Source organism: Bacillus sp. ISL-39, assembly GCF_018613295.1.
In the GTDB taxonomy this organism is placed as follows: Bacteria; Bacillota; Bacilli; order Bacillales; family Cytobacillaceae; genus Mesobacillus.
Genome location: NZ_JAGGQM010000033.1, coordinates 3,049 through 28,632, shown reverse-complemented (window position 1 = coordinate 28,632; position 25,584 = coordinate 3,049). Strand labels below are relative to the sequence as shown.

Genomic DNA, 25,584 nt, shown 5'->3' with positions numbered 1-25,584 from the left:
TTGTTATACGAGATCTATGTCCCAACCAGCCTCAATCATGTTTCTACAAGTAGGGGGCAAACTGTTTAGCTGACGGGATCCAGGTCCCACGGGCAGTTACGTTTTACCCCGGCTACCGTTATAATAAGACCATATAAAAAAAGGTCAACCAGAAATATTTGCATACCTGGATGACCTTATAATACGAACGAGGCAGTTATGTTGTGCGAAATGTTTCTGGCTTAAATTGAGATTGGTCACAATCATCAGGTAAAGGTCAGGCAGTTCCTTACAGAGCTGAAGGGTTATATCGAAGAATCAAATGATGGGGTAACGCCCTGAAGGGTTCTCTCTTAGTCGAGTAGCACTGGATTTAATAAGAATGATAGTTATAAACTCGGTGAAAAGGCGTGAGAATTTACCGTAATAGGTTAAGCTGACGAAAGCCTACCCGATGGGGTGGTGTAAATCATGATGCTTGAGTTGAATGAATATGGTGAGAATGCGAATAAACCTAAAAGAAAAGGTTAAGCTGGCGAACTTCTGAATGTACGGGTCTAGAACTGCGATACATAGAAATGTGTATATCACCAAATTGTGAGGTTAGCTGTGGGTGAGTAAGAATAACTAATATGAAAATCCATGATACGTTCTAGGCGTATGAATGCTAACAGGCTTACAGGAAGCACCTAAGTTCATTCTATAATAGATATAATTCAACGTTGTAAGCTGATAACGTGGAGGGCTTACTCCCGAAGAAGCGGTGGCAGGGAAAGCAGTAATGACATTAGTTGCTGTATAACTTGTCTTTATGTCAGTGAAAGTGGTGGCACAGTACCAACGAAAGGTCTAATCAGCCTGGAGGGATAGCCACTAGACTAATGAAGAATCATTTAATCATGTAGGGCAAGTCTTTATCGGTTAATAAGGTTCTTGTGAGACTAATAGAGGTTTACCTCGTACTGGAGGCACCGACTTGTTAAAACGGAAGAATTGAGACATGAAGGGCTAAGGTTTCTGAAGTGTTGGTGATTAAATTGAATTGGATTAGTTGGAACGCCGTATGCGGTGAAAGTCGCATGTACGGTGTGAACAGGGGGAAAAGGGAGCGATAACTTCAAACCCTTACCTATCTGTATGAATAAGGATTAGTTTATCTTGAATAAAAAAAGAACAAATATAGTCTCAAATAATAAATCCCACTCTCATTTAATTAGATTCTAAAAGGGATTATTGCCTGTTTTATAGAAATTAAGCCTAAATGGAGAACATGAAAAGGGTGAGTTTGTATCATGTCTGCTGATTTCATCACTTACTATACTAAGAATAAAAAAACTGTCACAGTTCGAGAAGTAACCATATTGGATGCAGAAAGGATGTTATTAGCTGGAACAAAAGCATTAAAGGATGCCCCGTATATGCTAAGTACTGCTGAGGAACTGCAGAAGCTTACTGTTGAAGATATGAAGAAGTTGTTAAAGACTTATGATCAAAATCAGAATAATGTCCAATTTGTTGCTGAAGTTGACGGTGAACTGGTAGGTGCTATTGAATTTAAAAGCGGTGATAAAGAGAAAATTAGCCATCAAGGTTCTTTTGCAATGACAGTGCTCCCTGAGTTTCGTAATTACGGTATTGGAAGAGCATTATTAGCAACATTAATCAATTGGGCCAAAAATAATAGTAGAGTTGAAAAAGTTTGTCTAGAAGTAATGGAAGGTAACCTTGGGGCTATAAATTTATATAAAACGATGGGATTTGTTGAAGAAGGGAGAAAAATAAAAGGTGTAAAATTGGAAGACTGTTATCAAGATTTAATTTTAATGGCTATATTTGTTTAATCTATACATTGTTGAATTTCCAGTCTTGTGATTCAGAAAGGATTAACGCCTTTTTTGTTGAATTCCTTATTGAGCTAAAGAAGCAGAAGAGTGAAACAACGAATATGGGTGAAAAAATTAGTATGTTCTTAAAATGGTTTTTGCTAATCATAGGTTTAGCAGTCATAGTAGGTACTCTGATTTTGGGTATCTCTACGGAACAGTCAGTTCCAGCGGGTGTAGATTTAGGGTTAGAAATTTATTACTTCATTGCCGTTTTAATTGGAGGCTTATTTATTTACTTGAGTACCAGATTTTCTGGAATTCAAAACAAATAGGTCATCATCAACAAACTTCAACTAACTGGTGCTTATGTTTAATACGAACCATTATATTTTAAATCCAAAAATGCAATTAAACTAGAAAAATGGCGTGTCAAAACTGTTGTCAGTTTACACGCCATTTTCATTGTCATTTAAAAGATATGCACCCTAAAACGGAACGGTTTAATAGAAGGGAGCAAACTGTTAATTAAGCCTCAAGACTTGCCATTGGACCAAAGAATTCGAAGTGAATTCTATCTTCTGTAACGTCAAGATCTTTTAATGCTGCGTTGATTGCTTTCATGAATGGTACCGGACCGCAGAAATAGAAATCAGATTGAGCAAGATCCACATTTTCTTTTAGCCATTCTTTCGTAATATAACCTTCAACGTCAAAGCTTTTATTCTCGCGGTCTTCTTCAGTTGGCTGGTCGTAGAATACCACTGAATTCACCTTTGCCTTTGCAGCAGTTGCAGCAACTTCATCTTTCAGTGCATGGACTTTGCCGTTCTGGGCTGCGTGGATGAAAGTCACTTCTTTTTCCGGCTGCAAATCAGCTACTGTGTTCAGCATGCTGACCATTGGAGTCAGGCCAACGCCGCCGCTTAGCAGGACAACTGGTGTATCTTTTTCAGTATCGAGGAAGAAGTCGCCTGCCGGTGCGCTGATTTGGAGGACTTCTCCTTCTTCTACTGTATTGTGAAGGTAATTCGATACCTTGCCATCCGGAGTTTCCATGCCAGCTTCCTTTTTAACGCTGATGCGGTAATAGTCTTTCCCTGGAGCATCCGACAAGCTGTACTGGCGGATATGAGTGAAATCTTCTCCTTCGATTTCAAGCTTGATGCTGATATACTGTCCTGGCTTAAATGAAGCAATTTCCTTTCCATCAACCGGCTTCAGGTAAAAAGAAGTGATAACTTCACTTTCCTCGACCTTTTTCGCAACAATGAATGGACGGAAGTCCTTCCAGCCGCCTTTCTGGGTTGCAGCCTCATCATACATTTCCGCTTCAACAGAGATGAACGCGTCAGCAATTACTCCATATGCAGCTGCCCAGGCATTGATGATCTCATCTGTAGCCGCATCGCCAAGCACTTCCTTAATCGCCATCAGCAAGTGCTTTCCTACGATCGGGTAATGCTCAGGCAAAATGCCAAGACTGCGGTGCTTATGAGCAATCTGGTTCACAACCGGCAGGATTGCTTCAAGGTTGTCGATGTATTTTGCAGCTGCATAGACAGTTCCAGCCAAAGCTCTCTGCTGTCTGCCCTGCTTCTGGTTCGCATGGTTAAAAATATTCAAAAGCTCCGGATGATTTTCAAACATCGTTTTATAAAATACTGTCGTGATTTGTTCACCGTGAACTTCAAGTACTGGTACTGTAGATTTGATGATCTCAATTGTTTTTTGATCTAGCATAATATACACTCCCCCTATGTCTATATCTTCTCGTCGAGGTTTGTTTACCTCATTCCCATAGTGATTATAATAAATTATTTCAGCAGACTAAGTGATTCAAATCACACTATTGTAAAATAGTGCTTTCGAATCGGATTATTGTTTGGTACTTTCTATATTCCAAGCCCGTTTCATGATAAAAATGAACCAGATTTGGAGATATGACTGTTTAGACCAATCATAATTGTATGAAAAAAGGGCTAACAATAGTTTTTAAAGCGATACTTTCACTTTTTATAGTGACTTTTTCATTTTTATAGCGATATTTTCACCTTTTATAGCGACTTTTTCATTTTTATAGCGAGAAGCAAACTTTTATAGCGACTTTTTAACTTTTATAGCGAAAATCAACTTTTTATAGCGAATTGGAAATTATCGCTGATTTTTTCCAGTTATAAAATAATAAAAGCACTGCCTCAGCAGTGCTCTCCGCATTCTAAAACTCAAAACGTTCTTCAAAAACAATTACTTCCTTCATTCTCTTCCTGTTCAGTTCAAAGCCAATACCCGGACTGTCTGGCACCTTGATCATTCCGTTTTCTACTTTGATTTCCGGCATGATGATATCTTGCTCCCAATAACGGTCTGAACCGGAGATATCACCTGGTATCGTAAAGCCTGGGAGCGATGCCAGAGCGATATTTTGCGCTCTGGAAATGCCAAACTCGATCATCCCGCCTGCCCAGACTGGAATTCCTTTGGAATGACAGTAATCGTGAATCCGTTTCGCTTCCCCTAGGCCGCCCACTCGGCCGATTTTAATATTGATGATCTTGCAGCTGCCGAGCTCGATTGCTTTCCTAGCGTCATCAAATGTCACGATGCTTTCATCAAGGCAAATAGGTGTATCAATTTGCTTCTGCAGCGTGGCATGATTAACGATGTCATCAAAACCAAGCGGCTGCTCAATCATCAGCAGCCCGAACTCATCCAGGGCTTTTAAGCGGTCAACATCCTTCAAGGAGTATGCCGAGTTGGCATCAGCCATTAACGGCAAATTAGGATACTGCTTACGAATTTTTGATATAAAGTGAAAATCATCTTCCGGACTGATTTTTACTTTTACCCTCTTGAATCCCTGTTTAAGATAGCCTTCAATTTGTTTAAGTGCTTCCGTTAAACTCGGGTTACCTACCACCACACCTGCAGGGATGGCTTCCGTAGTTCCCCCAATCAGCGCGGATAATGGGACACCCTCTTTCTTAGCTTGTAGATCCCAAAGTGCTGTTTCCAGCCCTGCCTTCGACATATGATTTCTGCGAACGGAACTGAACAAGTCGAAAGCTTGATCAGGGTGGCTGATCCCCTTATTTTTCAAAAGAGGAATTAAATAATCCTTTAGCATATGGTATGAAGTCTGAACGGTTTCCTCGGTGTACCATGGAGATGAAAATGCCACACCTTCACCATAACCTATATAACCATTGCGGTCTTCAACTGCGACGATGATTGCTTCTCTTTCTGTCACTGAACCCAAATGGGTAGTGAAAGGGTGTTTCAATGGCAGTTTAATGATTGATAAATGAACAGCTTTAATGTCCAATGCCATCACCTCCCGCTTCGAGCCACTCACGGAGCTTTCGCCTTAACAGTTTCTTCGCGGCATTCCTTGGCAGGCTGTCAACGAAATAGAATTTTTTCGGAAGCTTGTATTTTGCAAGTTTCCGTTCGCAAAGGGCCAGCAAGTCTTCTTCTGAGGCCCCCGGTTCACTTTTCACAATAAAAGCCACTGGCACCTGTCCCCATTGTTCATCTGGCGCTCCAATCACACCGGCCTCAGCAACACCAGGATAGGAAAGCAGAATGCCTTCGATTTCAGCAGGATAGATATTTTCACCGCCTGAAATGATTAAATCAGAACGGCGGTCAAGGACATATAAAAAACCATCGCAGTCGATATAGCCAATATCACCGGTATGAAGCCATCTTTCGCGGATTTTATCAGCAGTTTCATCGGGGCGGTTCAGGTACCCGATCGTCACATTCGGCCCTTTGACTACAATCTCTCCCTCAGCACCTGAAGGAACCTCCTGGCCATCACCATCAACAATCCGGATTTGGTTAGGAAATAGCGCTTTACCCGCAGATCCAAGTCGTTCAATGCTGTATTCCGGAGATAAGGTCGCAAACTGTGATGAAGTTTCGGTCATGCCATAGGTCTGGAATACAGGGATTTCTTTTTCGAGACAGGACTCCAGCAAAGGAAGCGGTGCTGGCCCTCCCCCAAGCAGCATGCAACGAAAGGATTTCAGCAATCTTCCTGTTCCCAGTTCTTCAAGAATTCGTCTCAACATCGTGCTGACAACGGACATGATGGTTATCTTGTATCGTTCGATATCCTCGATTACCTTTTTTTCGTCAAAAGATGAATGTAAAACAACTGGCATGCCATAAATCTGACTCCTCATCAAAATAGAGTAGCCGCTGATATGGAAGATAGGGACCGTGCAAAGCCACTTATCATGTTCATAAAGACCGAGATTGAGTGCAGACGCATTCGCGCTCCACCAATGGTTGCCATATGTTTGCATGACCCCCTTCGGATTGCCGGTCGTGCCTGAGGTATACATGATTGTCGTGATCTCGTTCAAATCGTATTCTTCAACAACTAAGGAATCACCAACCTCTAGCCGCTTCAGTTTATCAGTACTGACGAATTTGATTCCTGAGTTAATCGAAGTTACTTTATCATCAAAACAGGATTCATATACCAGCACTTCAGCGTCACAATCATCCAACTGCCATGTGAGCTCCTCCGATGTCAGTCGATTGTTCAAAATCACAGCCTTGATCCCGGTCATCTGTAAAGCGTATAAAATGAACACAGATTCCGCTTGATTAGAAAACAGAACCGCTGCCGTAGATCCTTTATGTAAACCCAGTGTTCCAAGCTTGCCAGTATAAGCTTTCGCTTCTTCAAAAACTTCCGAAAACGTATATGTGCGCCCCTCAAAGACCAGTGCTTCTCGATGGGGAGACAGTTCTGCCCGCTTTTTCAGCCAGTTTGGCATGGTTTCAGTCATCGATGTCACCTCTTCTCTACATACTAAAACAGCTTGATGGAGGTCCATCAAGCTGTTGCAGTTTTAAAATCGTATTGCTTATCGTACCATGTTTGCCGTCCTCATTATTAGGCCCTTTTTGTGAGTTTCCAGAACGAAAAGAGCTATACATGAGGGAGCAAGCAACAAGTAACGAAAAGAGCTTAATCAAGGGAATCTTGGGAACTGGCCGAAGTCTGGCTTGCGCTTTTCTTTGAACGCATCGCGTCCTTCTTTTGCTTCTTCTGTTGTGTAGTAAAGCAATGTTGCGTCCCCTGCCATCTGCTGAAGTCCAGCAAGACCATCAGTATCAGCGTTCATCGCAGCTTTCAAGAAACGAAGTGCTGTCGGGCTCTTCTCAAGGATTTCCTCACACCACTTGAGTGTTTCTTCTTCAACCTGATCAAGAGGTACAACTGTGTTGACAAGACCCATGTCCATAGCTTCCTGGGCATTGTACTGACGGCATAAGAACCAGATTTCGCGAGCCTTTTTGTGGCCGACGATTCTTGCAAGGTAGCCTGAACCGTAACCAGCATCAAAGCTACCTACTTTAGGGCCTGTCTGGCCGAAGATTGCATTATCAGCCGCTATTGTCAGGTCACATACGACATGAAGCACATGTCCGCCGCCGATTGCGTAACCTTTAACCTGAGCAATTACCGGTTTAGGGATCACACGGATCAAACGCTGAAGGTCAAGGACATTCAAGCGAGGAATCTCATCTTCACCAACGTAACCGCCATGTCCGCGGACTTTCTGGTCTCCGCCTGAGCAGAATGCATCGTCTCCAGCACCAGTAAGCACGATTACGCCAACGCTTGAATCATCACGTGCATAAGCAAATGCATCGATCATTTCCATAACCGTTTTAGGACGGAAAGCGTTGCGCACTTCCGGGCGGTTAATGGTAATTCTAGCAATGCCATTATATGTTTCATACAGAATATCTTCATACTTGCGTTCAGAAACCCATTCAACTGTCATTTAGACAACCTCCTATTATGTATTCGACAAAAACTCACTTACTATTGTACCAAATTTTTCACGTTCTTCCACATGAATTGCATGGCCGCAGCTATTTATAGTCAAATGTGTCGGATTTGGGAGTATGGAAGCCATTTCTGCGGCTATTTTACAGAACTTTTCATCAAGCTCCCCTGTAATCAGAAGGGTCTCGAAATCGAAGTTCTCCAGATGGTCCCACCATGAAGGCTGGGCTCCTGTCCCCATTCCCCTAAGACTGTTAGCCAGTCCAACAGGATCATTCCTCAGTCTTTGACTTCTTATTTGTTCCCTTACTTCAGCCGTAAGATTCAGCTGCGACTGAAATAGCGGGATCGATTCCCAAAAAGTGATGAATGGTTCCAGACCTTCATGCTCGATTTTACCTGCCAATTTGTAGTCCTGCTGAATTCTCGCATCACGCTCCTCTAAGTTGACCAACCCTGGTGTCGTGCTTTCAAGAACCAGCTTCCTTACTCTCTCTGGATACAGACTCGCAAACGTGATCGCCGTCCTGCCACCCATTGAGTACCCAAGGAAATCCGCTTTTTCAATGCCCAGCTGGTCTAAAAGCACTTTTAAATCATTTGCGGCATTCTGGATGTCATATCGCTCCGTATCGCCTGGCGATTCAGTCTCGCCATGTCCAATAAGGTCAACCATCAAAAGCTTTGAATGCTTCCCCCACATAGGACAAAACGGCTTCCAAGTAGAAGCCGCGCCAGTAAATCCATGAAGCAACACAAGGGGAAAACCATCGCCGCACTGCTCGACATGATATCGTACGCCGTTGATCAAGGTCTTCATTTTGTGTCACCTTTTAGCATAGAAGTTATTTCCCGGGAAACAGAATTCCACAAATCTCGATGTTCCTTCAGGTTGGAATCCCTCATTGTCCTGATTTCCATCACTTTTAAGCCGCTAATCTCTTGGTTTTTGGCAAAGGTCCCTGAAAAGTGCTCCCAATCTTTGATTAAATCATATTTCCCGTTGTACATTTCGACAACATGGCTGAAATCCAGGTCCAATGGTGTACCGAAAAGCTTTTCAAAATGCTTCGGTTCCTTTGCCTGAGGCAGGAACGAGAAGATTCCTCCGCCATTATTGTTGATCAGCAAAATATTGATATTGATATTATATAATTTTGAAGCCAGTAAGCCATTTAAATCATGATAGAATGTCAGATCGCCCAATACAAGGTAGCATGGCTGCGATACACTTGCTACACCAAGTGCGGTGGAGACAATACCGTCGATTCCATTCGCCCCTCTGTTTGCCATTACCTTGATATTCTTTTTATTTAATAGGAAGAACGAATCAAGGTCCCTGATAGGCATGCTGTTTCCAACAAATAATGTTGAGCCTTCTGGAAGCATTTCAGTAAGCTGCTGGAATAGCTTGCCTTCACTTAACTCCTCAACTTGAGAGATAGCCGATAATTGTTCTTTGGCGAGTTCATTTAGAGAGCGCCATTTTTCGAGATAGTCAGACTTGCCTGCTGGTGAAGCAGCCTCGCTAAGTTTTGTACAGAACAAAGCCTCGTCGCAGTACAGCATATCAGAGGCTGACATCGTAGGCTCACGCCAGCCTGCACCGCTGTCGACAACGAATTGGCGTGCATTACGGTTTTCCTTTATAAAAATAGTCAGAGCTTTAGAAATTGGCATTGCTCCAAATCGGATGATGACATCAGGCTTCAGCGATTCCTTGGCATCTTCATTTCTTAAAAAAGCATCATAGGCATCAATGATGTGTTGTCCATCATGCTCTCCGCTGCGCAATTGTGACAGGGGATCCGCGATGATCGGAAACTGTAATCTGTCTGCAAGAGCAATGACTTCCTCAGTAAATTCACTGTTGTCGAGCTGCCCGCAAACAATAATCCCTTTCTGATAGCAAGAGATATCCTCACTGATCGCAGCAAACGTTTGATCTGATAGACTGAGGTGGCCGGTCTCGATTTCCACATAACCGCCAACGCGCTCAGGCAGCTCGAACAAGTTACCATCCATTAGCGGAATCAATGGCTCCCTGAATGGGAAATTCAGATGGACTGGTCCTTGCGGATAACTTGCTGCAGTAGCCGCTGCCCTTCCGCAAACAGTTCTCGCATAGCGAATCATATCCTCCGTTTTTTCAGGCGGTGCCATTTCGACAAACCATTTTACATTTGTGCCGTACAGATGAATCTGGTCAATCGCCTGCGGCGCACCGACATCACGCAATTCATGCGGCCGGTCTGCTGTCAGGACAATCAGCGGTATCCTTGAAATACTGGCTTCAATCACCGCTGGATAATAGTTCGCCGCAGCAGTACCCGAGGTACAAAGCAAGGCGACAGGCTTTTGGGTAGCCTTTGCAATTCCAAGTGCAAAAAAGGAAGCAGATCGCTCATCGACCTGGATATGGATACGCAAGTCTGGGTGCTCAGCCATAACCAATGCCATTGGCGTTGACCTCGAACCAGGACTGATGACAACATCCTTTACACCCGTTTTCGATAATTCTGCAACAAATGCTGCGATATAAGCTGTTAAACCTTCCTGGTGGCTCATGTGATCTTTCCTCCAAGTGCTGTAAGCATCGGCCGGAACTTGATGCTAGTCTCTTTATATTCACTATCGGCATTTGAATCTGCCACGATGCCGCAGCCGGCAAATAGTGATACTTCATTTCCCTGAATCAGGCCTGAGCGGATCGCTACGGCAAATTCACCATTTCCCTGATAATCCATCCAGCCAACAGGTGCAGCATAAAGGCCTCTGTCCAGCTGTTCGATTTCCCTGATCTTCTCGATCGCTGCCTGCTTCGGCAACCCGCCCAATGCAGGAGTCGGGTGAAGTCTGTCCACTAAATGAAGAAGTGATGTCCCTTCCCGATTTTTACCGATGACAGGTGTATACAAATGCTGAATATATCTCATTTTCATCAAAACAGGCTTTTCAGGAAGAATCACCTGATCACAGGTTTCTTCCATTGCACCCCTGATCATATCCACCACATATTGGTGTTCAATCAGGTTTTTCTGGTCTGTTAAGAGTTCCTCACCAAGCTTTTCATCTTCTTCAGGAGTATTCCCCCTGGCGATCGAACCTGCCAGGCAGGCTGAGAACAGACTAGCCCCATCCTTTTTGACCAATCTTTCGGGAGAAGCTCCGATAAAGCAGTCACCATTGGATTCAAAAGCAAATGCAAAACTTTCTTGTTGATTCTCCAAAAGGTTCGCCAGAACACTTTCTGCCTGGACTTCATCTGTAAAATGAAGACGAAGCTCCCTCGCAAGCACGACTTTCTTCAATTCGCTATTTTCAAAACCGTCTACAACATCAGTTACTGTCTGCTTCCACGCCTCAGGATCGATTTCGATAATATCCTTAAAATCAAGCCTGGCTAGCGCTGGTTTCTGTCCAGCCTTCGAAAGAACCTCTTCCCTCTCCCGTGTGACTTTATCAAATAGTGACATATCATCATGCTGGGTGCAGACTACATTGGTTGTAAAATAAGCCTCTCCCTTTACAATCGTCAGCATATATTTTGGAATGTGGAAAAGAGCTTCCGAAAATTTGGACCATAAGCCTGTTTTCTTCTTCAGAGGATCAAAGGTAAATCCACCAAGCATCGATGGCCCCGTTCCATTTACATTATATTTATTAAAAACCAATGCCGTATCCATGAAGCGCTTCCACTCTTTTTCAACATGAAAAAAGCGGTCAGCTCCCTGATCCGACTGTATTTGTCCGCATATACCCAATCCAGTAAGGAAGTGTTCCCCTTCAGGATCCTTCCAGAAAAAGCGTTCTCCAAAAAACTTTTCCCTGCCTGAAGCAAAAAAATAAAAAGGATCTATAGTATTTATTCTATGGACTTCGCTGACCAAAACCGACTGAGATTGTCCTTTGGCCCGCTCAATCGCCTCAAGAATTCCCTGTCTAAGTTCTGTTTCCTGAATGGCAACCAAAATTATCCCCCCAATAACAGCCTCTCATCTGTTATCACACGTTTTAAAGCTTATTTTAAGATACACCTCATACACCACGATGTCAACGATGGTGGGCTTTTCTAACCTTTTATCATCCTTATTATATATATTGCACGCAGACAGCTGAGGCAATCTGGAAAAACCATCCTCATTATACGTGAAAATACTAATTGACAGTGTATATGTGAATATCTACACTAATAATTGTAAGGTAATTTAGCCTAGATATGAAAGGTCTTTTTGACAATTTTGGTTCTTTTAGATAAAATATTAAGGTTTGATAGATTGATATAATAAGGGAGAGAATTAGTTATGCAACCACAGCTACAGCCTAGTTCTTCACCAGCAGTCAATGGCGCAGACTGGAGAGTCTGGTGGCAGCTTACACGGCCGCACACTTTGACAGCCGCATTTGCACCTGTCCTTCTGGGGACTGCTTTAGCGATAGAATTCAGCGGTGGAATCCATTGGGGAATGTTCCTCGCAATGTTAATAGCCAGTCTGTTGATTCAGGCAGCAACGAATATGTTCAATGAGTATTATGATTTTAAACGCGGACTTGATAATGAAAACTCTGTTGGAATCGGCGGGGCAATCGTCCGTCACGGCATAAAACCTAAAACGGTACTGAATCTAGCCTTTGGCTTGTATGGTATCTCAGTCCTTCTTGGCATATATATTTGCATGAGCACCAGCTGGTGGGTCGCTGCTGTCGGAGTCGTTTCCCTTGCAGCCGGTTACCTTTATACTGGCGGTCCATTGCCGATTGCCTACACACCTTTTGGCGAGCTAGTGGCAGGATTTTTCATGGGTGTACTGATCATCCTTATTTCCTTCTACATCCAGACAGGCACGGTAACTCCTACTAGTGTACTTGTTTCTTTTCCTAGCTTTTTGCTTGTTGGCGCAATCCTGCTTGCGAATAATATTCGTGACCTTGATGGCGACAAGGAATTTGGCCGGAAGACACTGGCGATCCTGCTAGGACGAAAAGGCGCAATCAGGCTGCTAGCAGGAATGTTCATTGTATCCTACGCCTGGGTAATCGGCCTGATTATTGCAGGTGTGGTATCACCTTGGCTCGCGATTGTCGCCCTCAGCATTCCTAAAGCTGTAAAAGCAACGAAGGGATTCATCGGAAAATCGAATCCGTTGCAAATGATGCCGGCTATGGCTAACACAGCAAAGACCAACACCATTTTCGGCTTACTTCTATCAGTAGGCATTTTCATCAGTTGGATATAGTCACCTTCGAGAAGCTTCTGCCTTTGGCGGAAGCTTTTTCTATGTTTCTTACCATCACGAGCGGGTATTTAGTACGTATGACACGAATCAAAACTAAGGATGTGTAATCATGCTGACAAATGACCAGCTTACCCAATTGAAGCAAACCCTTATAGATGAAAAAGAAACACTTATTTCGCAAATAGATAACAATGAAGAGGAAGGTTATCTGGAAGGCAGCCAAAGGGAGGCAACCGGAGAGCTTTCTTCATACGATAATCACCCTGCTGACAGCGGAACAGAACTGTTTGAGCGAAGCAAAAATCTCGCTTTGGACGAGCATTTTGATGGCCAGATGGAAAAAGTGGAAAATGCGCTGAAGGCTATTGAAGATGGTACGTACGGTAAATGCGCAGAGTGCGGTAAGGAAATTCCTTTTGAACGACTGGAAGCAGTTCCGTATACTTTATATTGTGTTGAGCATTCCACAGAACAAACTCTTTCAAATGACCGCCCAGTTGAAGAGGAAGTTCTGGAATATACTCACGAAGCAGATTTCGACCGCAGACAAAACGAAGAAATGGCCGATAACAGGAACAGCTTTAATGATGTAGCTGAATTCGGTACATCTGAAACACCATCTGACCTTACCGGTGATCATGAAGATTATAATAAGCTCTATATTGATAATGAAAAAGAACGAGGGTTCACAGAAGACTTCGAGTCTTTCAGCGCCACAGATATCGAAGGTGATGACCGCCATGTTTTCCAGAGTGACAGCGAAGAGGAATACGAAGAAATGCTCGACGAAGCCGACATGGAGTCCGAGTTGGGTGATATCCCTTATAAAGAGGGAGATAGTTATATCAATGATGATAAGAAAAAAAATAACGAATAGACAACGGCCTCAGTTCGATTTTATGGACTGAGGCTTCGTTTTGCAGTCGATTTAAACTCATTTGGAAAATAAGCGCAACATTAAAAACCATTGAAGACCTGAAATTTTATTTTTTAAGAAAACATGGCATCAATATCCTCTATTGGATACCTAAATTTCTATTTTTTTGAAAATCAGGGCACCAATAAGCCCGCCTGGCAAAATTAATTGAATCTCTCTGCTAAGTGGATGGGATTCTTCAATTCACTTTCCGTTTTCCACAACGACACTGCTGCTAATTGGCATCCCTCTATAAGCCAATGCCCCGTGATTGTTTGAATTGAGTGTAACCATAATTTCGTTGTCACCTTTTTTCAAAGTGTCCAAATTATAAAAATGTCCGTACAGCCGATTGATTTTTTTGCCGTTCACATAAATATGGGCATGGCCCTCGTTAAAACTAGGATCATCGCTCCCTACCTTTTCTGGAGCGAACCTAAAATGAGTAGTATCAACACTTAGTAACCATGTGCCTGACATGTCCTGGGTGACGTTTAAATTCACTGATGGTACTTGGTAACCCTCTGGAATTTCAACATAGTCATGCTGCATATGGTTCGCTGAATAGGGATTGTGCTCATTATTACTTGTAAAATAAAGAAAGAACACAATGAACGATATAAAAAAAACTAAAAAACTCTTCCACCTTTCCAATTCTGCATCCCACCTTTACGCATCTTGTTCCAGCCGCTTAATCATCAATCCGATGACCACTAACAGAGCACCAATCGCCAAAAATGCCAGGTCGTACATCAGAGGGTTATCTGCCAATGGCTTGACTCGATGCACTTGCAGAATATGATGATCAATAATTCCTTCAACGAGATTGAACGCTCCCCCGCCGATGAATATCCCTCCCAGGAATATTCTCCAACTGGAGCCAAGCTGATTTTTCCGAGCATCCTGAAAGATTTTCACACCGCCCCAGAGGAGCTTCGCAGAAAACAATGCGGTAAATAAGCCGTCTGTAAAAATCTCCAGCTGAATATTGTCGCTAAGAACCATATGGTGCCACTGGAGCAGCTGGTGGAACACAATTCCATCTATCGCGCCCAGTAATCCTAAGCCCAGGATCAATCCGGCAATGAATAAATTCTTATTTTCTTTTTTCAAAAAAACACCCTCTTAGAGAATTTCATACTATCTCGATTAGTGCCCAAAAATTCGCGATATTATACGGCAAAACAAAAAAAGATTGGAGAGCATTCTCCAATCCTATTGGAGAGCATCCACCAATCCTATTGGAGAGCACTCTCCAACCTCGTTACCACTATTTACTCCGCTTCCATCGCATCTGCTTTTGTTTCGTGGACAGTTCCGAATGGATGCTCAGGCGGTGCATAGATTACATATACTTTTAGCTTTGTATCGCCGATATTTGTCACGTTATGCCATTTTCCCTCAGGAATCAAAATGGCAAAGTCATCAGAGACCCTCGCTTCAAAATCGAGGTTATCTTTGCTGTCCCCCATTTGTACGAATGCTTCTCCTTCTTCTACTCGGATGAATTGGTCACCGGTTTCATGAATCTCCAGTCCAATATCATCACCGATATCAATATTCATAACAGTCACTTGCAGGTTCTTCCCCGTCCAAATGGCAGTCCGGAATGTTTCGTTTTGCAGGCTTGCTTCTTCGATATTTATAGTAAATGGCTCATTCCCAAAATCTGTTAATTGTATGCTTCCTTCTTGCCTTAAACAGCCAAATCTTGTTGCATGCTCGATTTCATCTGCAAATGCCCTAAAGAAGACATTACCTACCGGAAGATATTGAGTCAGCAAGTAACTATTACGATATTCATGATAATCTTCGACTTCTGCTTCATATGCCTTTTGCAAACCTTCCTGATAAGACCGGAAATCCACTTGTTCAATCTGATACTGCGGCGATTGTCCCGTTAGTGTGACAAACAGGTCGGTAAATTGCTTTAAGTGAACTTGCTTATCCTCCAAAGCCTGCTGTATCGCTTTCTTATGCCTTTGATTTGGGGCAAATTCCGCCAGGCGACCGTAAAAATCAACTGCTGAAGCTTCTCCTTTTATTCCAGCAAGCAGCGCTTCAAGAACTTGCTGATGGCTATTTTGGCTCGATCTTGCCATAAAGTCTGGGCTATATACACTTGAGTAGGCATATGGATAGGAATAGGATGGAACGTTATACAAATTGCTCATTCCCTTCACAGGTTTTATCAACCCATCCTATGCCCAATGCCCAGGAAACGTACATTGTTCGAATTATGGACAAGAATATTCCTGCTGCAGAATCCCAAACTAAGAGTACTTTTTAGAAATGGAGTTAAACGATGAGTATTATTCTAGCCTTACTGGCCGCGTTATTTGCTTCCTTTACTGCCATTCTCGCTAAAATCGGAATCGAGGATGTCGATTCAAATCTGGCAACTGCCGTCAGAACGATTGTAGTCGTCATCATGGCCTACGTTATGGTCTTGATAACCGGTCAAACGGAAAACATAATGGAAGTATCAACAAAATCATTCATTTTCCTTGTGCTCTCTGGATTGACGACGGGTCTTTCCTGGCTTGCGTTTTTCAAAGCAATCCAGATCGGGGATGTTTCCAAAGTAGTACCGATCGATAAGGCCAGTGTCGTATTGACGATCCTGTTATCATTCATCGTATTAAGGGAGCCTGCAACAATGCCAGTTGTGGCTGGTGGGGTCATTATATCTATTGGAACCTTTGTACTGATCGGAAAAGACAAAAAGAAGAAGAAGCAGAGGAAGAAGGTTTTCAATACCAAATCATATATTTTTCTCGCCATCATATCAGCAGTCTTCGCCGCCCTGACCAATATCCTCGCTAAAATAGGAATTGAAGATGTTGATTCGAATGTGGCCACGTTTATCAGAACAGTGGTGATCATTATTTTTGCCTGGGGAATTGTGTTTTTCCAGGGGACTGTGAAGCAGCTCAAGAGAATCTCCAGGAAATCCTACATATTCCTAATCCTGTCTGGCGCAGCAACTGGCTTCTCATGGTTATGTTATTTCGCAGCACTGGCAATCGGCAAAGTAAGCATCGTCAATCCAATTGATAAATTCAGCGTCGTATTGACGATGATCCTGAGTTTCATCATTTTAAAAGAAAAACCAACCAAATCCACCATTGCAGGTGCTGTACTGATCACGATAGGAACTGCGTTGTTGATTTTATAGAGGGGATGAATAGTGATTGATGCTATTATAGTGCTTTTCTGGTTCGCGCTGACCTCTTTTTTAGCTTATAGAATCTTTCTATGTGCCCTTTTGGCGTTAACACGACTTCATTTGGCCTAAAGAACTTTTCTATGTGCCCTTTTGGCATTCCCCAACCTTAATTGGGCCTATAGAATTCCCGTTAAGCTTTCAATCCATAGAAATTAGCAAAAAGGGCCAAATCGTCCAACGATCTGACCCAATGCTGCTTAAACTTTTAAAGCTGATTGTACCTTCCAGATTTGGTCGGCATACTCCATAATGGTCCTGTCACTGGAAAAATAACCTGACTTAGCTATATTAACAAGGCTCTTCTGCAGCCAAGCGTTTCGGTCCAAATAACTCCGGCTGACATCCTGGTGTGCCTCTGCATATGAAGCAAAGTCCCGTAAAACAAAATACTGGTCGTTATGGCCGAGCAGCGTGTCAAAGATTTCATTAAAATGGTTTTCTGTATCCGGGAAGAATCCATTGACCAGCTGATCGACCACTCCCCGGATCCTCTCATCATGGTGATAATATTCGAGTGAATGGTAGCCGCCATTGTTCTGGTAATCCAGAACTTCCTCTGCGGTCAACCCGAATAGGAAGATATTCTCCCTGCCGACCAAGTCGGTGATTTCGACATTGGCGCCATCAAGTGTTCCAAGTGTCAAAGCACCGTTCATCATGAATTTCATATTCCCTGTCCCGGAAGCTTCTTTGCTTGCGGTTGAGATTTGTTCACTGATATCCGCTGCCGGAAAAATTTCCTCTGCCAGAGATACCCGGTAATTTTCAAGGAAAACAACCTTAAGCTTGCCATTCGTTGCCGGGTCATTGTTCACCTTGTCAGCAACACTGTTAATGAGTTTAATCACCTTTTTGGCAAAATAGTAACCAGGTGAAGCCTTTGCCCCGAAAATAAAGGTACGCGGATACAGGAGTGCTTCAGGATCCTTTTTCAAAGCATTATAAAGATGCATGATGTGCAGGACATTCAGCAGCTGCCGCTTATAAGCGTGAAGCCTTTTTACCTGGACGTCAAAAATTGATTCCGTATCAACCTGAATCCCTGTCTTATCCAAAATCCTCTTCGCCAGACGTGCCTTGTTTGCCTGCTTAATTCCGTGCAGCTTTTCAAGAAAAGCAGAGTCATCCCTAAACCGCATTAACTCCTCCAAATTTTGAGGTGAAGAGACCCAGTCACTACCAATGGCCTCTGTAATCAATCCGGACAAGCCAGGATTCGCTTTCAGCAGCCAGCGGCGGTGGGTGATTCCATTTGTCTTATTATTGAAGCGGTCAGGATAAAACTGATAAAACAGGTTCATCTCACGGTTTTTCAGGATATCGGTGTGAAGCTGTGCAACCCCATTGACACTATGGCTCCCGACAATGGCGAGCGGCGCCATCCGCACCTCGTCATGAGCGATGATCGCCATGCCCTCAACCCTGGCCCAATCTCCTGGATACTGATCCCAAACCTGCTTGCAGAAGCGCTCATTGATTTCCTCGACAATCATGAAAATGCGCGGAAGCAGCGGCTTGAAGATTCGGATCGGCCATCTCTCCAGTGCCTCAGCCAGTGTCGTATGGTTCGTATAGGAGAGCGTCTGGACGGTGATATCCCACGCATCGTCCCAGCCAAGACCTTCCTCATCCATCAAGATCCTCATCAGCTCTGGAACGGCAATCGCCGGGTGAGTGTCATTAATATGGATACTTACATAATCGTGGAACTCTAGCAAACTCTTATTCTTCTTTTTAAAAGATTTCACGATCGCCTTTAGACTGGCGGCGACAAGGAAATATTGCTGCTTGAGGCGAAGGATTTTCCCCTCATCATGCGTGTCATCCGGATACAAAAATTCAGAAACTGACTCAGTATCCTTCTTGTATTTAAAAATATCCGCGTTTGCCGGGAACCTTGATGGCTCTGCATTCCAAAGCCTCAATGTATTTACAGTCTGCGTCTCATAGCCGATGACAGGCAGGTCATATGGTACTGCCATGATTGTCTCAGCGTTCAGATGCCTGAAAACAAGCCGGCCATTCTCCATCCTGCTTTCGATTTCACCCCAGAACGGGACCTCGACTGCATCATCCGTTTTGCGTATTTCCCAGACATGACCATGCCTTAGCCATTGCTCAGGAAGCTCCACTTGATAGCCATCCACTATTTTCTGCTCGAATAGACCGTGTTTATAGCGGATTCCACAGCCATGTCCTGGCAGGTCGAGAGAAGCAAGGGAATCAAGGAAGCAGGCAGCCAGGCGGCCGAGACCGCCATTGCCAAGCCCGGCATCCGCCTCGATTTCCTCCAGTTGATCCAGCTCAATGCCCAGCTCCCCGAGCCCTTCGCAGACCACTTTTTCCACTCCTAAATTAATGAGGTTATGCCTCAGAAGCCGGCCCAGCAGGAACTCGATCGATAAGTAATAAACCTGCTTTTTCGCGCCGGTACGATATAGTTCATTTGTCTTAATCCAATCAGAACTTACATGCTCCCTGATCATATGCCCGAGAGTCTGGAACTGCTCCCGGCTCGTGCTTTCTTCAAAGCTTGTTCCAAACATCATCTCGAGTTTTTTCAAGAAAGAATTTTTGAATTGGGGAACACTAGAAAACATGCGATTCACTCCTTGAGATGAGATCGGAATATAATTCTTCGTACTGTCTGGCAGACTGTGCCCAACTGTAGTCTGTCTCCATAGCATTTTTCGCCAGCTTAAGCCATTTTTCGCGCTCATGGTAAAAAGACAGCGCCCTTTCAAGCGTAAACAGCATGTCATGGGCGTTAAAGTTTGCAAAGGTAAATCCATTGCCTTCATCGTTAAATTCATTGTAAGGCTGGACAGTATCGTTCAGGCCCCCAGTTTCTCTTACAACAGGAATGGACCCATAACGCATCGCGAGCATCTGGCTTAGCCCGCAAGGTTCAAACTTGGAAGGCATCAGGAACAAATCGGAGCCTGCGTAGACTTGATGGGCCAAATTCTCATCAAAGCCAATGTATACGCCACACTGCTCAGGGTAACGCCCTGACATTGCCCTGAAAAATTGCTCAAACTCAGGGTCGCCTGTTCCCAGCACTACCAGCTGCATTCCAGTCTCCATGATTTCATGGAATACTCCCCTGACCAAATCAAGACCCTTCTGCTTCGTCAGCCTTGTGATCATCGCCACAACAGGGATTTCCTCGTTCTCCGGCAAACCGAACTCACGCTGTACTTGAAGCTTGTTTTCGACTCTTCTTTCGAGTGAGTCCACTCCGAAATTGGCGTGCAATCCAGGGTATGTTTCAGGGTCGTATAAATCGTGATCAATCCCATTCAAAATCCCGGATAAGTCCTCGCTTCTTTTCCGCAGAATGCCATCCAGCTTTTCACCATAAAAATCGGTCTGGATTTCTGCCTTGTACGTAGGACTGACCGTAGTGATATGGTCAGCAGCAATTAAAGCTGCTTTCATGAAGTTGGTGTTCCCGAAAAATTCCAGCTGCTCTTCATTGAAATAACGGCTGTCAATCTGCAGCAGGTCCCCCAATACCTCTGGAGGGAAAATTCCCTGGAACTGCAGATTATGAATCGTGAAGACGGACCTGATCAATCCGTATCCGGGCCGCTTATAGTACTCAGTCCTGAGTAAAAATGGAATCATCCCTGTATGCCAGTCATGGCAATGGATGACATCAGGGTAAAATTCGATTTCTGCGATACATTCCAGGACAGCCCTGTTAAAAAACGCGAACCGTTCCCCATCATCATAATGCCCGTAAAGACTATCGCGCTTGAAATAATACTCATTATCTACAAAATAGAAAGTAACACCATCGTGCTTAAGAGTCTCAATGCCGCAATATTGTGAGCGCCAGCCTAGCTGCACATTACACTCTTTCACTTTCTTCATGTCAGAGCGGAATTGCTCGGGAATCAACCCATATTTCGGTAAAATCACCCGGACATCCGCCCCCAGCTTTTTGAGTTCCTTCGGAAGCGATCCCGCTACATCCGCAAGTCCGCCTGACTTAATGAACGGAACACATTCCGATACGGCAAATAAAACCTTCACGGCCTGCTCCCCACTCCCTGGACTGTACCCTTGCGGATGACAGCCGGTGACTCTGCTGGCGCTGTAATCACTGTCCCTGCTTCGATTCTTGCATCCTTATCAACAATCACTGAATCCAATAGACAATTCTCCTTAATTTGTGTCTTCTGCATGATGATGCAATTGCGGATGACGGTACCTTTGCCGATTTTTACCCCGCGGGAAATGATGCTGTTTTCTACCGTGCCCTCGATCATTCCGCCATTGGCAACCATTGAATTTCGTACTGATGCGTCCACATCATAACGGGTCGGCGGCTCATCCTTTACCTTGGTCAGGATTGGCCTTTCTTTCGGGAATAACTCTTTCCAAACCTCAGGCTTCAGCAGATCCATGCTGGTCTTGAAATAATTTTCAATCGTATCAACCATTGAAGCATAGCCTTTAAAATTGTAATAACAGAGATGGAACTGGCTATCGCGGTCGGTCACGACATCCCTCATATTCGAGTACCCAGTTTCATTTCGCATCATAATCAAATCCATCAACAATGTCTTCTTGACGAGGTATACACCTAGTGATTTGCCTTCCTTCTGGACCTCAGTAATGTCGCATCCGGATTTGATATGCCAATCAATCAGCGGCTGGAAATCCATATTAAAAACCGTATAGGCATTCGAAATCAGCGCATACTCCTGGGTACTGCGTTCAAAGAAGTCTATATTGTCAGCAAAGTGGTCAAGAGTGCCGATTCCTGTATAATGTTTATCCAGGTTAGGGGCAGGGAAGAAAAATAGTCCATCCCTTTTCCGGTTAAGATCCCAGTTCCTGCCTGACCCTAAATGGTCCATCAGCGACCTGTATTGAAATTTAGGAAAAATAGCCACACTCTGGATTCCCGAGTTGACCATATTGGAAAGGATAAAATCAATCAGCCTGTATCGCCCGCCGAATGGGATGGCTGCCACTGACCGATGAACGGACAGTTCCTGGAGATCATCGTGGACAGTTGTCGCATCTATTACTCCTAATAATTGTTTGTTCATTTCTTTTTCCTCCCGAATCGGTTCAATTGGATTGCAATTCTCCGATTGTTTCTTCAGATACTAGTGTAATGTCATTTACGCTCTCGCCCGGCCTGATGATTGTTCCATCCGGAACATAGACTCCTGGGGATACAATCGCCTTTTCAATCACACAGTTGTGTCCGATAACAGCATCCGGCATGATTACGGTTTCCTTTACAACCGCTCCCTTTTTTACGGTCACTCCCTGGAAAACTACCGTCCTGGAAACCTCCCCTTCGATTTTGCACCCCTCATTGACCAGCGACTCTGTCACTCCGCCTTCTGGACAAATATATTGAGGCGGCTGGTTAGGGTTCACAGAGTAAATACGCCATGAATGATCAAAAAGATTCAATTCGCAGTCCTTATCCAATAAATCCATATTCGCTTCCCAAAGACTTTGAACAGTCCCTACATCTTTCCAGTAGCCTTTAAAAGGATAGGCAAATAATTTAATATTTTCTTCGATTAACAGAGGAATGATATCCTTGCCGAAATCATGGCTGGATTCAGGATTCTGGTCATCTCTTATCAGATATTCCCTTAATACGCTCCATTTAAAAATATAAATCCCCATCGAAGCCAGATTATTTTTCGCCACATCAGGCTTTTCCTCAAATTCAGTAATCCGCAGGTCAGAATCCGTGTTCATGATCCCGAAACGATTCGTCTCTTCCCATGGCACTTCAATGACGGAAATCGTCACATCGGCCCCTTTTTCAATATGATGTTCGAGCATCAATTCATAATTCATTTTGTAAATATGGTCACCGGAGAGAATCAACACATATTCCGGATCATACTGGTCAAGATAATTCAGGTTCTGGAAAATCGCGCTTGCCGTGCCTGAATACCACTTTACTTCGGAACTTTCAGCATAAGGCGGCAGAACCGTCACACCGCCATCCTTCCTGTCAAGGTCCCATGCGCTCCCAATGCCAATATAAGAATTGAGCAGGAGCGGCTGGTACTGCGTCAATACACCCACTGTATGGATTCCAGAGTTCGTGCAATTGCTTAAAGGAAAATCAATGATCCGGTATTTGCCTCCAAAAGGGACAGCTGGCTTAGCGAGATTCTTCGTCAGTGAGTGCAGCCGGCTTCCTTTTCCTCCTGCCAACAGCATTGCTACGCATTTCTTCTTTTGCATGATTGTTTCTCCCCTTTCTTTTTATAACAGGACGTAAAACTGAGATTCCGAATGGAGAAATACTCATCTCTATAGAATATGGCCTACCATGGAAGGCTATTTCTTCCGCTTTCAAAACTTTTTTGTTTATTACACCTGACCCGCCAAAGCCTGCAGCATCACTGTTCAAGATCTCACGATATTCGCCATTCTTTGGGACACCAATTCGATAGTTGCTATATACTTTCTCAGAAAAGTTGCATACGATGACTAGAATTTCTTCAGGATTCTTTCCTTTTCTGATAAAAGAAAAAATCGACTGTTCCCGGTTGTCAGCATCGACCCATTCAAAGCCTTCATAGCTTTGATCAACCTCATACAACGGTTTTGACCGCTTATACAATTTGATAAGTTCCTTATTGAAATGGTTCAGCTTCTCATGCATTTCATAATCGAGCAGATTCCAGTCAAGCTGTTCCCTGTCCTTCCATTCCGAAAACTGCCCAAATTCAGTCCCCATGAATGTCAGCTTCTTTCCGGGATGCGCAACCATGAACCCGAGCAATAGTCTAAGCTGTGCGAACTTTTGCCAATAATCGCCCGGCATCTTATCAAGAAGCGATTTCTTCCCGTGAACAACCTCATCATGTGAGAATGGCAGGACAAAGCTCTCTGAAAAAGCATAAAGCAGCGAGAAGGTAACTTTATCATGTATATGCTTCCTGTTACGGGATTCTTCCTCCATATACTTCAAAGTGTCATTCATCCATCCCATGTTCCACTTGTATGTAAAACCCAGGCCGCCATACTCCACGGGAGCCGTCACCTGCGGCCAGTCAGTCGAGTCTTCGGCAATCATCAATGCCCCTGGCTCAAAATCTTTTACCGCTTTATTCAGCTTCTTTAAAAACTCCACTCCATACTGGTTCGCTGCCTGGATTGAATTAGGCCAGTAGATGATATTGGCCACCGCATCAACCCTGAAGCCATCGATATGATACTTTTCGAGCCAGAAAAGCGCACTCGAAATCAAAAAGCTCTGGACCTCCGTTTTTCCAAGGTCGAAATTGGCTGTTCCCCAAACCTGGTTCTCACGATCATTCTCCCGCTCATATTCAAACACATAGCTGCCATCAAATTGGTACAGGCCGTGCGCATCTTTGCAAAAATGGCCCGGAATCCAATCAAGGATGACTCCAATGTTGTTTTGATGACACATATCAACGAAATACATGAAATCATGAGGTGTTCCATATCGGCTCGTAACTGAAAAATAACCTGTGGATTGATAGCCCCAGGATATGTCGAGCGGATGCTCAGTTAGTGGCATTAATTCAATATGTGTGTACCCATGCGCAACAATATATGGGATCAATTCATCAACAAGCTCACGGTATGTAAGGAACGAACCATTATCATGCTTCTTCCAGGAACCCACATGAAGCTCATATATAAACATCGGCTCGTCGAGGGTAGTCCGCTTTTCACGCTTTTGCAGCCACTTCTGGTCATCCCATTTGTAGCCATCCAATGAGTAGACGATCGAAGCCGTATTCGGCCTTACTTCCGAGAATAATGCATAAGGGTCAGACTTTAGTCTTTGCTCACCTGATGCTGTCACAATCTCATATTTATAAACGGCACCGGTCAAATCACCATCTAGAGCGAGCTGCCAGACCCCCTCCTGATTGACTTTATGAAACTCATATCCATTCCCATCCCAATTATTAAAATCCCCTGCAAGCCTTACCTGCATCGCCTTAGGAGCCCACACACAAAATCGAGTATATGTTCCAGTTCCAGTTTTAATGACATGTGCCCCAAATAAATTGTAGCTCTGGAACAGGTTGCCTTCATGGAACAAATGCAATTCAAACTCAGTAGGATTAATCACCATTGCCCTCCACCTGCCTTTGTAAAACTAAAAAAACTCCCTATTTCAGTAGTATTCTAGTTACCAGAAGGAATTCCTTGTAAATATTTTTTTAATATTTCGACAATAGTTCTCAAGAACTCTCCCCATTCGACAAATGCACGTAAATGACAGCGCTTTAATGTACTAAATCTTCCAATTACGCGAAATTTGGAGAACGAAAGTTGAAATTGAATAATGATTCATTATTAAGATTAGTTGAATTTATTAGGTTTGATAGAGGAAATAGGAGAAAAATTGTTATTGATTAATAACGTTTTCAACCTGTTTTAGGAATTTTACCTACTCCCACTTGAGTATGAGTTTCGAGTTTTTGGATTGAGGAATAGACAATGCGGTTGGTAGAGAGCTTTCAACTGGTTGATATTTTTGATCAACCGCGTTTTTCCCATCTGTTTTGTGACCGTAACCCTGGTTCCGTTCCCTTTCATGCTGG

At 43.7% G+C, this 25,584-nt stretch carries 19 protein-coding genes; 4 read left to right on the top strand and 15 right to left on the bottom strand.

Going from position 1 to position 25,584, the window contains the following annotated elements; genetic code table 11:
- Window positions 1-1,271: 1,271 nt before the first annotated feature.
- Complete coding sequence (locus J7E37_RS20850; RefSeq protein ID WP_215026822.1) at window positions 1,272-1,820, top strand: GNAT family N-acetyltransferase; 549 nt, start codon at window positions 1,272-1,274, stop codon at window positions 1,818-1,820.
- Between the two features lie 510 nt (window positions 1,821-2,330).
- Here the strand turns inward: J7E37_RS20850 and hmpA are convergent.
- From hmpA to J7E37_RS20815, 7 genes are all read right to left on the bottom strand, one after another.
- Window positions 2,331-3,545, bottom strand: coding sequence for an NO-inducible flavohemoprotein (hmpA, locus tag J7E37_RS20845; RefSeq protein ID WP_214780887.1), 1,215 nt, complete (start codon window positions 3,543-3,545; stop codon window positions 2,331-2,333).
- A gap of 475 nt (window positions 3,546-4,020) precedes the next feature.
- Entirely contained in the window at window positions 4,021-5,127 is a 1,107-nt protein-coding gene (gene menC / locus J7E37_RS20840) for an o-succinylbenzoate synthase (protein WP_215026819.1), read from the bottom strand.
- Complete coding sequence (locus J7E37_RS20835) at window positions 5,117-6,607, bottom strand: o-succinylbenzoate--CoA ligase (protein WP_215026816.1); 1,491 nt, start codon at window positions 6,605-6,607, stop codon at window positions 5,117-5,119. The genes menC and J7E37_RS20835 overlap by 11 nt, the downstream gene beginning before the upstream one ends.
- Window positions 6,608-6,793: 186 nt before the next feature.
- Window positions 6,794-7,612, bottom strand: coding sequence for a 1,4-dihydroxy-2-naphthoyl-CoA synthase (gene menB, locus J7E37_RS20830; protein WP_214780893.1), 819 nt, complete (start codon window positions 7,610-7,612; stop codon window positions 6,794-6,796).
- A gap of 15 nt (window positions 7,613-7,627) precedes the next feature.
- Window positions 7,628-8,437: a 2-succinyl-6-hydroxy-2,4-cyclohexadiene-1-carboxylate synthase gene (gene menH, locus J7E37_RS20825; RefSeq protein WP_214780895.1), complete on the bottom strand. Its 810-nt coding sequence runs from the start codon at window positions 8,435-8,437 to the stop codon at window positions 7,628-7,630.
- Entirely contained in the window at window positions 8,434-10,185 is a 1,752-nt protein-coding gene (gene menD, locus J7E37_RS20820; RefSeq protein WP_215026812.1) for a 2-succinyl-5-enolpyruvyl-6-hydroxy-3-cyclohexene-1-carboxylic-acid synthase, read from the bottom strand. Before menD ends, menH begins: the two co-directional genes overlap by 4 nt.
- Window positions 10,182-11,588 carry an isochorismate synthase gene (locus J7E37_RS20815; protein ID WP_215026809.1) on the bottom strand — a complete coding sequence of 469 codons (1,407 nt, stop codon included), beginning with the start codon at window positions 11,586-11,588 and terminating at the stop codon, window positions 10,182-10,184. Before J7E37_RS20815 ends, menD begins: the two co-directional genes overlap by 4 nt.
- 333 nt (window positions 11,589-11,921) lie before the next feature.
- Between J7E37_RS20815 and J7E37_RS20810 the strand changes: the two genes are divergently transcribed.
- The gene (locus tag J7E37_RS20810; RefSeq protein ID WP_215026805.1) at window positions 11,922-12,854 is read left to right on the top strand and encodes a 1,4-dihydroxy-2-naphthoate polyprenyltransferase; all 933 of its coding nucleotides are present in this window, start codon (window positions 11,922-11,924) and stop codon (window positions 12,852-12,854) included.
- 109 nt (window positions 12,855-12,963) lie between these two features.
- Window positions 12,964-13,731, top strand: coding sequence for a TraR/DksA C4-type zinc finger protein (locus tag J7E37_RS20805; protein ID WP_214780900.1), 768 nt, complete (start codon window positions 12,964-12,966; stop codon window positions 13,729-13,731).
- A 243-nt stretch (window positions 13,732-13,974) separates the two neighbouring features.
- On the opposite strand, the gene J7E37_RS20800 is transcribed toward J7E37_RS20805, so the two are convergent.
- The 3 genes from J7E37_RS20800 to J7E37_RS20790 form a co-directional block, all read right to left on the bottom strand.
- Window positions 13,975-14,424: a hypothetical protein gene (locus tag J7E37_RS20800; RefSeq protein ID WP_215026802.1), complete on the bottom strand. Its 450-nt coding sequence runs from the start codon at window positions 14,422-14,424 to the stop codon at window positions 13,975-13,977.
- A gap of 15 nt (window positions 14,425-14,439) precedes the next feature.
- Window positions 14,440-14,883 carry a DUF2243 domain-containing protein gene (locus J7E37_RS20795; RefSeq protein ID WP_214780902.1) on the bottom strand — a complete coding sequence of 148 codons (444 nt, stop codon included), beginning with the start codon at window positions 14,881-14,883 and terminating at the stop codon, window positions 14,440-14,442.
- A 161-nt stretch (window positions 14,884-15,044) separates the two neighbouring features.
- Window positions 15,045-15,944 carry a cupin domain-containing protein gene (locus tag J7E37_RS20790; protein ID WP_353050055.1) on the bottom strand — a complete coding sequence of 300 codons (900 nt, stop codon included), beginning with the start codon at window positions 15,942-15,944 and terminating at the stop codon, window positions 15,045-15,047.
- A 131-nt stretch (window positions 15,945-16,075) separates the two neighbouring features.
- Between J7E37_RS20790 and J7E37_RS20785 the strand changes: the two genes are divergently transcribed.
- Window positions 16,076-16,948, top strand: coding sequence for an EamA family transporter (locus J7E37_RS20785; RefSeq protein ID WP_214780903.1), 873 nt, complete (start codon window positions 16,076-16,078; stop codon window positions 16,946-16,948).
- A 248-nt stretch (window positions 16,949-17,196) separates the two neighbouring features.
- Here J7E37_RS20785 and J7E37_RS20780 read toward each other — a convergent pair whose 3' ends face one another.
- From J7E37_RS20780 to glgB, 5 genes are read right to left on the bottom strand one after another with little or no spacing between them, the layout of a single operon-like run.
- On the bottom strand, window positions 17,197-19,599 hold the full coding sequence (locus tag J7E37_RS20780) for a glycogen/starch/alpha-glucan phosphorylase (protein WP_215026799.1): 2,403 nt from the start codon (window positions 19,597-19,599) through the stop codon (window positions 17,197-17,199).
- Window positions 19,589-21,040 (bottom strand): glycogen synthase GlgA, encoded by a 1,452-nt coding sequence (gene glgA / locus J7E37_RS20775; protein ID WP_215026796.1) that lies wholly within the window; start codon window positions 21,038-21,040, stop codon window positions 19,589-19,591. The genes J7E37_RS20780 and glgA overlap by 11 nt, the downstream gene beginning before the upstream one ends.
- A complete protein-coding gene (locus tag J7E37_RS20770; protein WP_215026793.1) occupies window positions 21,037-22,065 on the bottom strand; it encodes a GlgC family sugar phosphate nucleotidyltransferase in 1,029 nt (342 codons plus the stop codon). The genes glgA and J7E37_RS20770 overlap by 4 nt, the downstream gene beginning before the upstream one ends.
- 22 nt (window positions 22,066-22,087) lie before the next feature.
- On the bottom strand, window positions 22,088-23,236 hold the full coding sequence (locus J7E37_RS20765) for a glucose-1-phosphate adenylyltransferase (RefSeq protein WP_251009801.1): 1,149 nt from the start codon (window positions 23,234-23,236) through the stop codon (window positions 22,088-22,090).
- On the bottom strand, window positions 23,154-25,112 hold the full coding sequence (gene glgB / locus J7E37_RS20760) for a 1,4-alpha-glucan branching protein GlgB (protein ID WP_215026790.1): 1,959 nt from the start codon (window positions 25,110-25,112) through the stop codon (window positions 23,154-23,156). Before glgB ends, J7E37_RS20765 begins: the two co-directional genes overlap by 83 nt.
- Window positions 25,113-25,584: the final 472 nt, after the last annotated feature.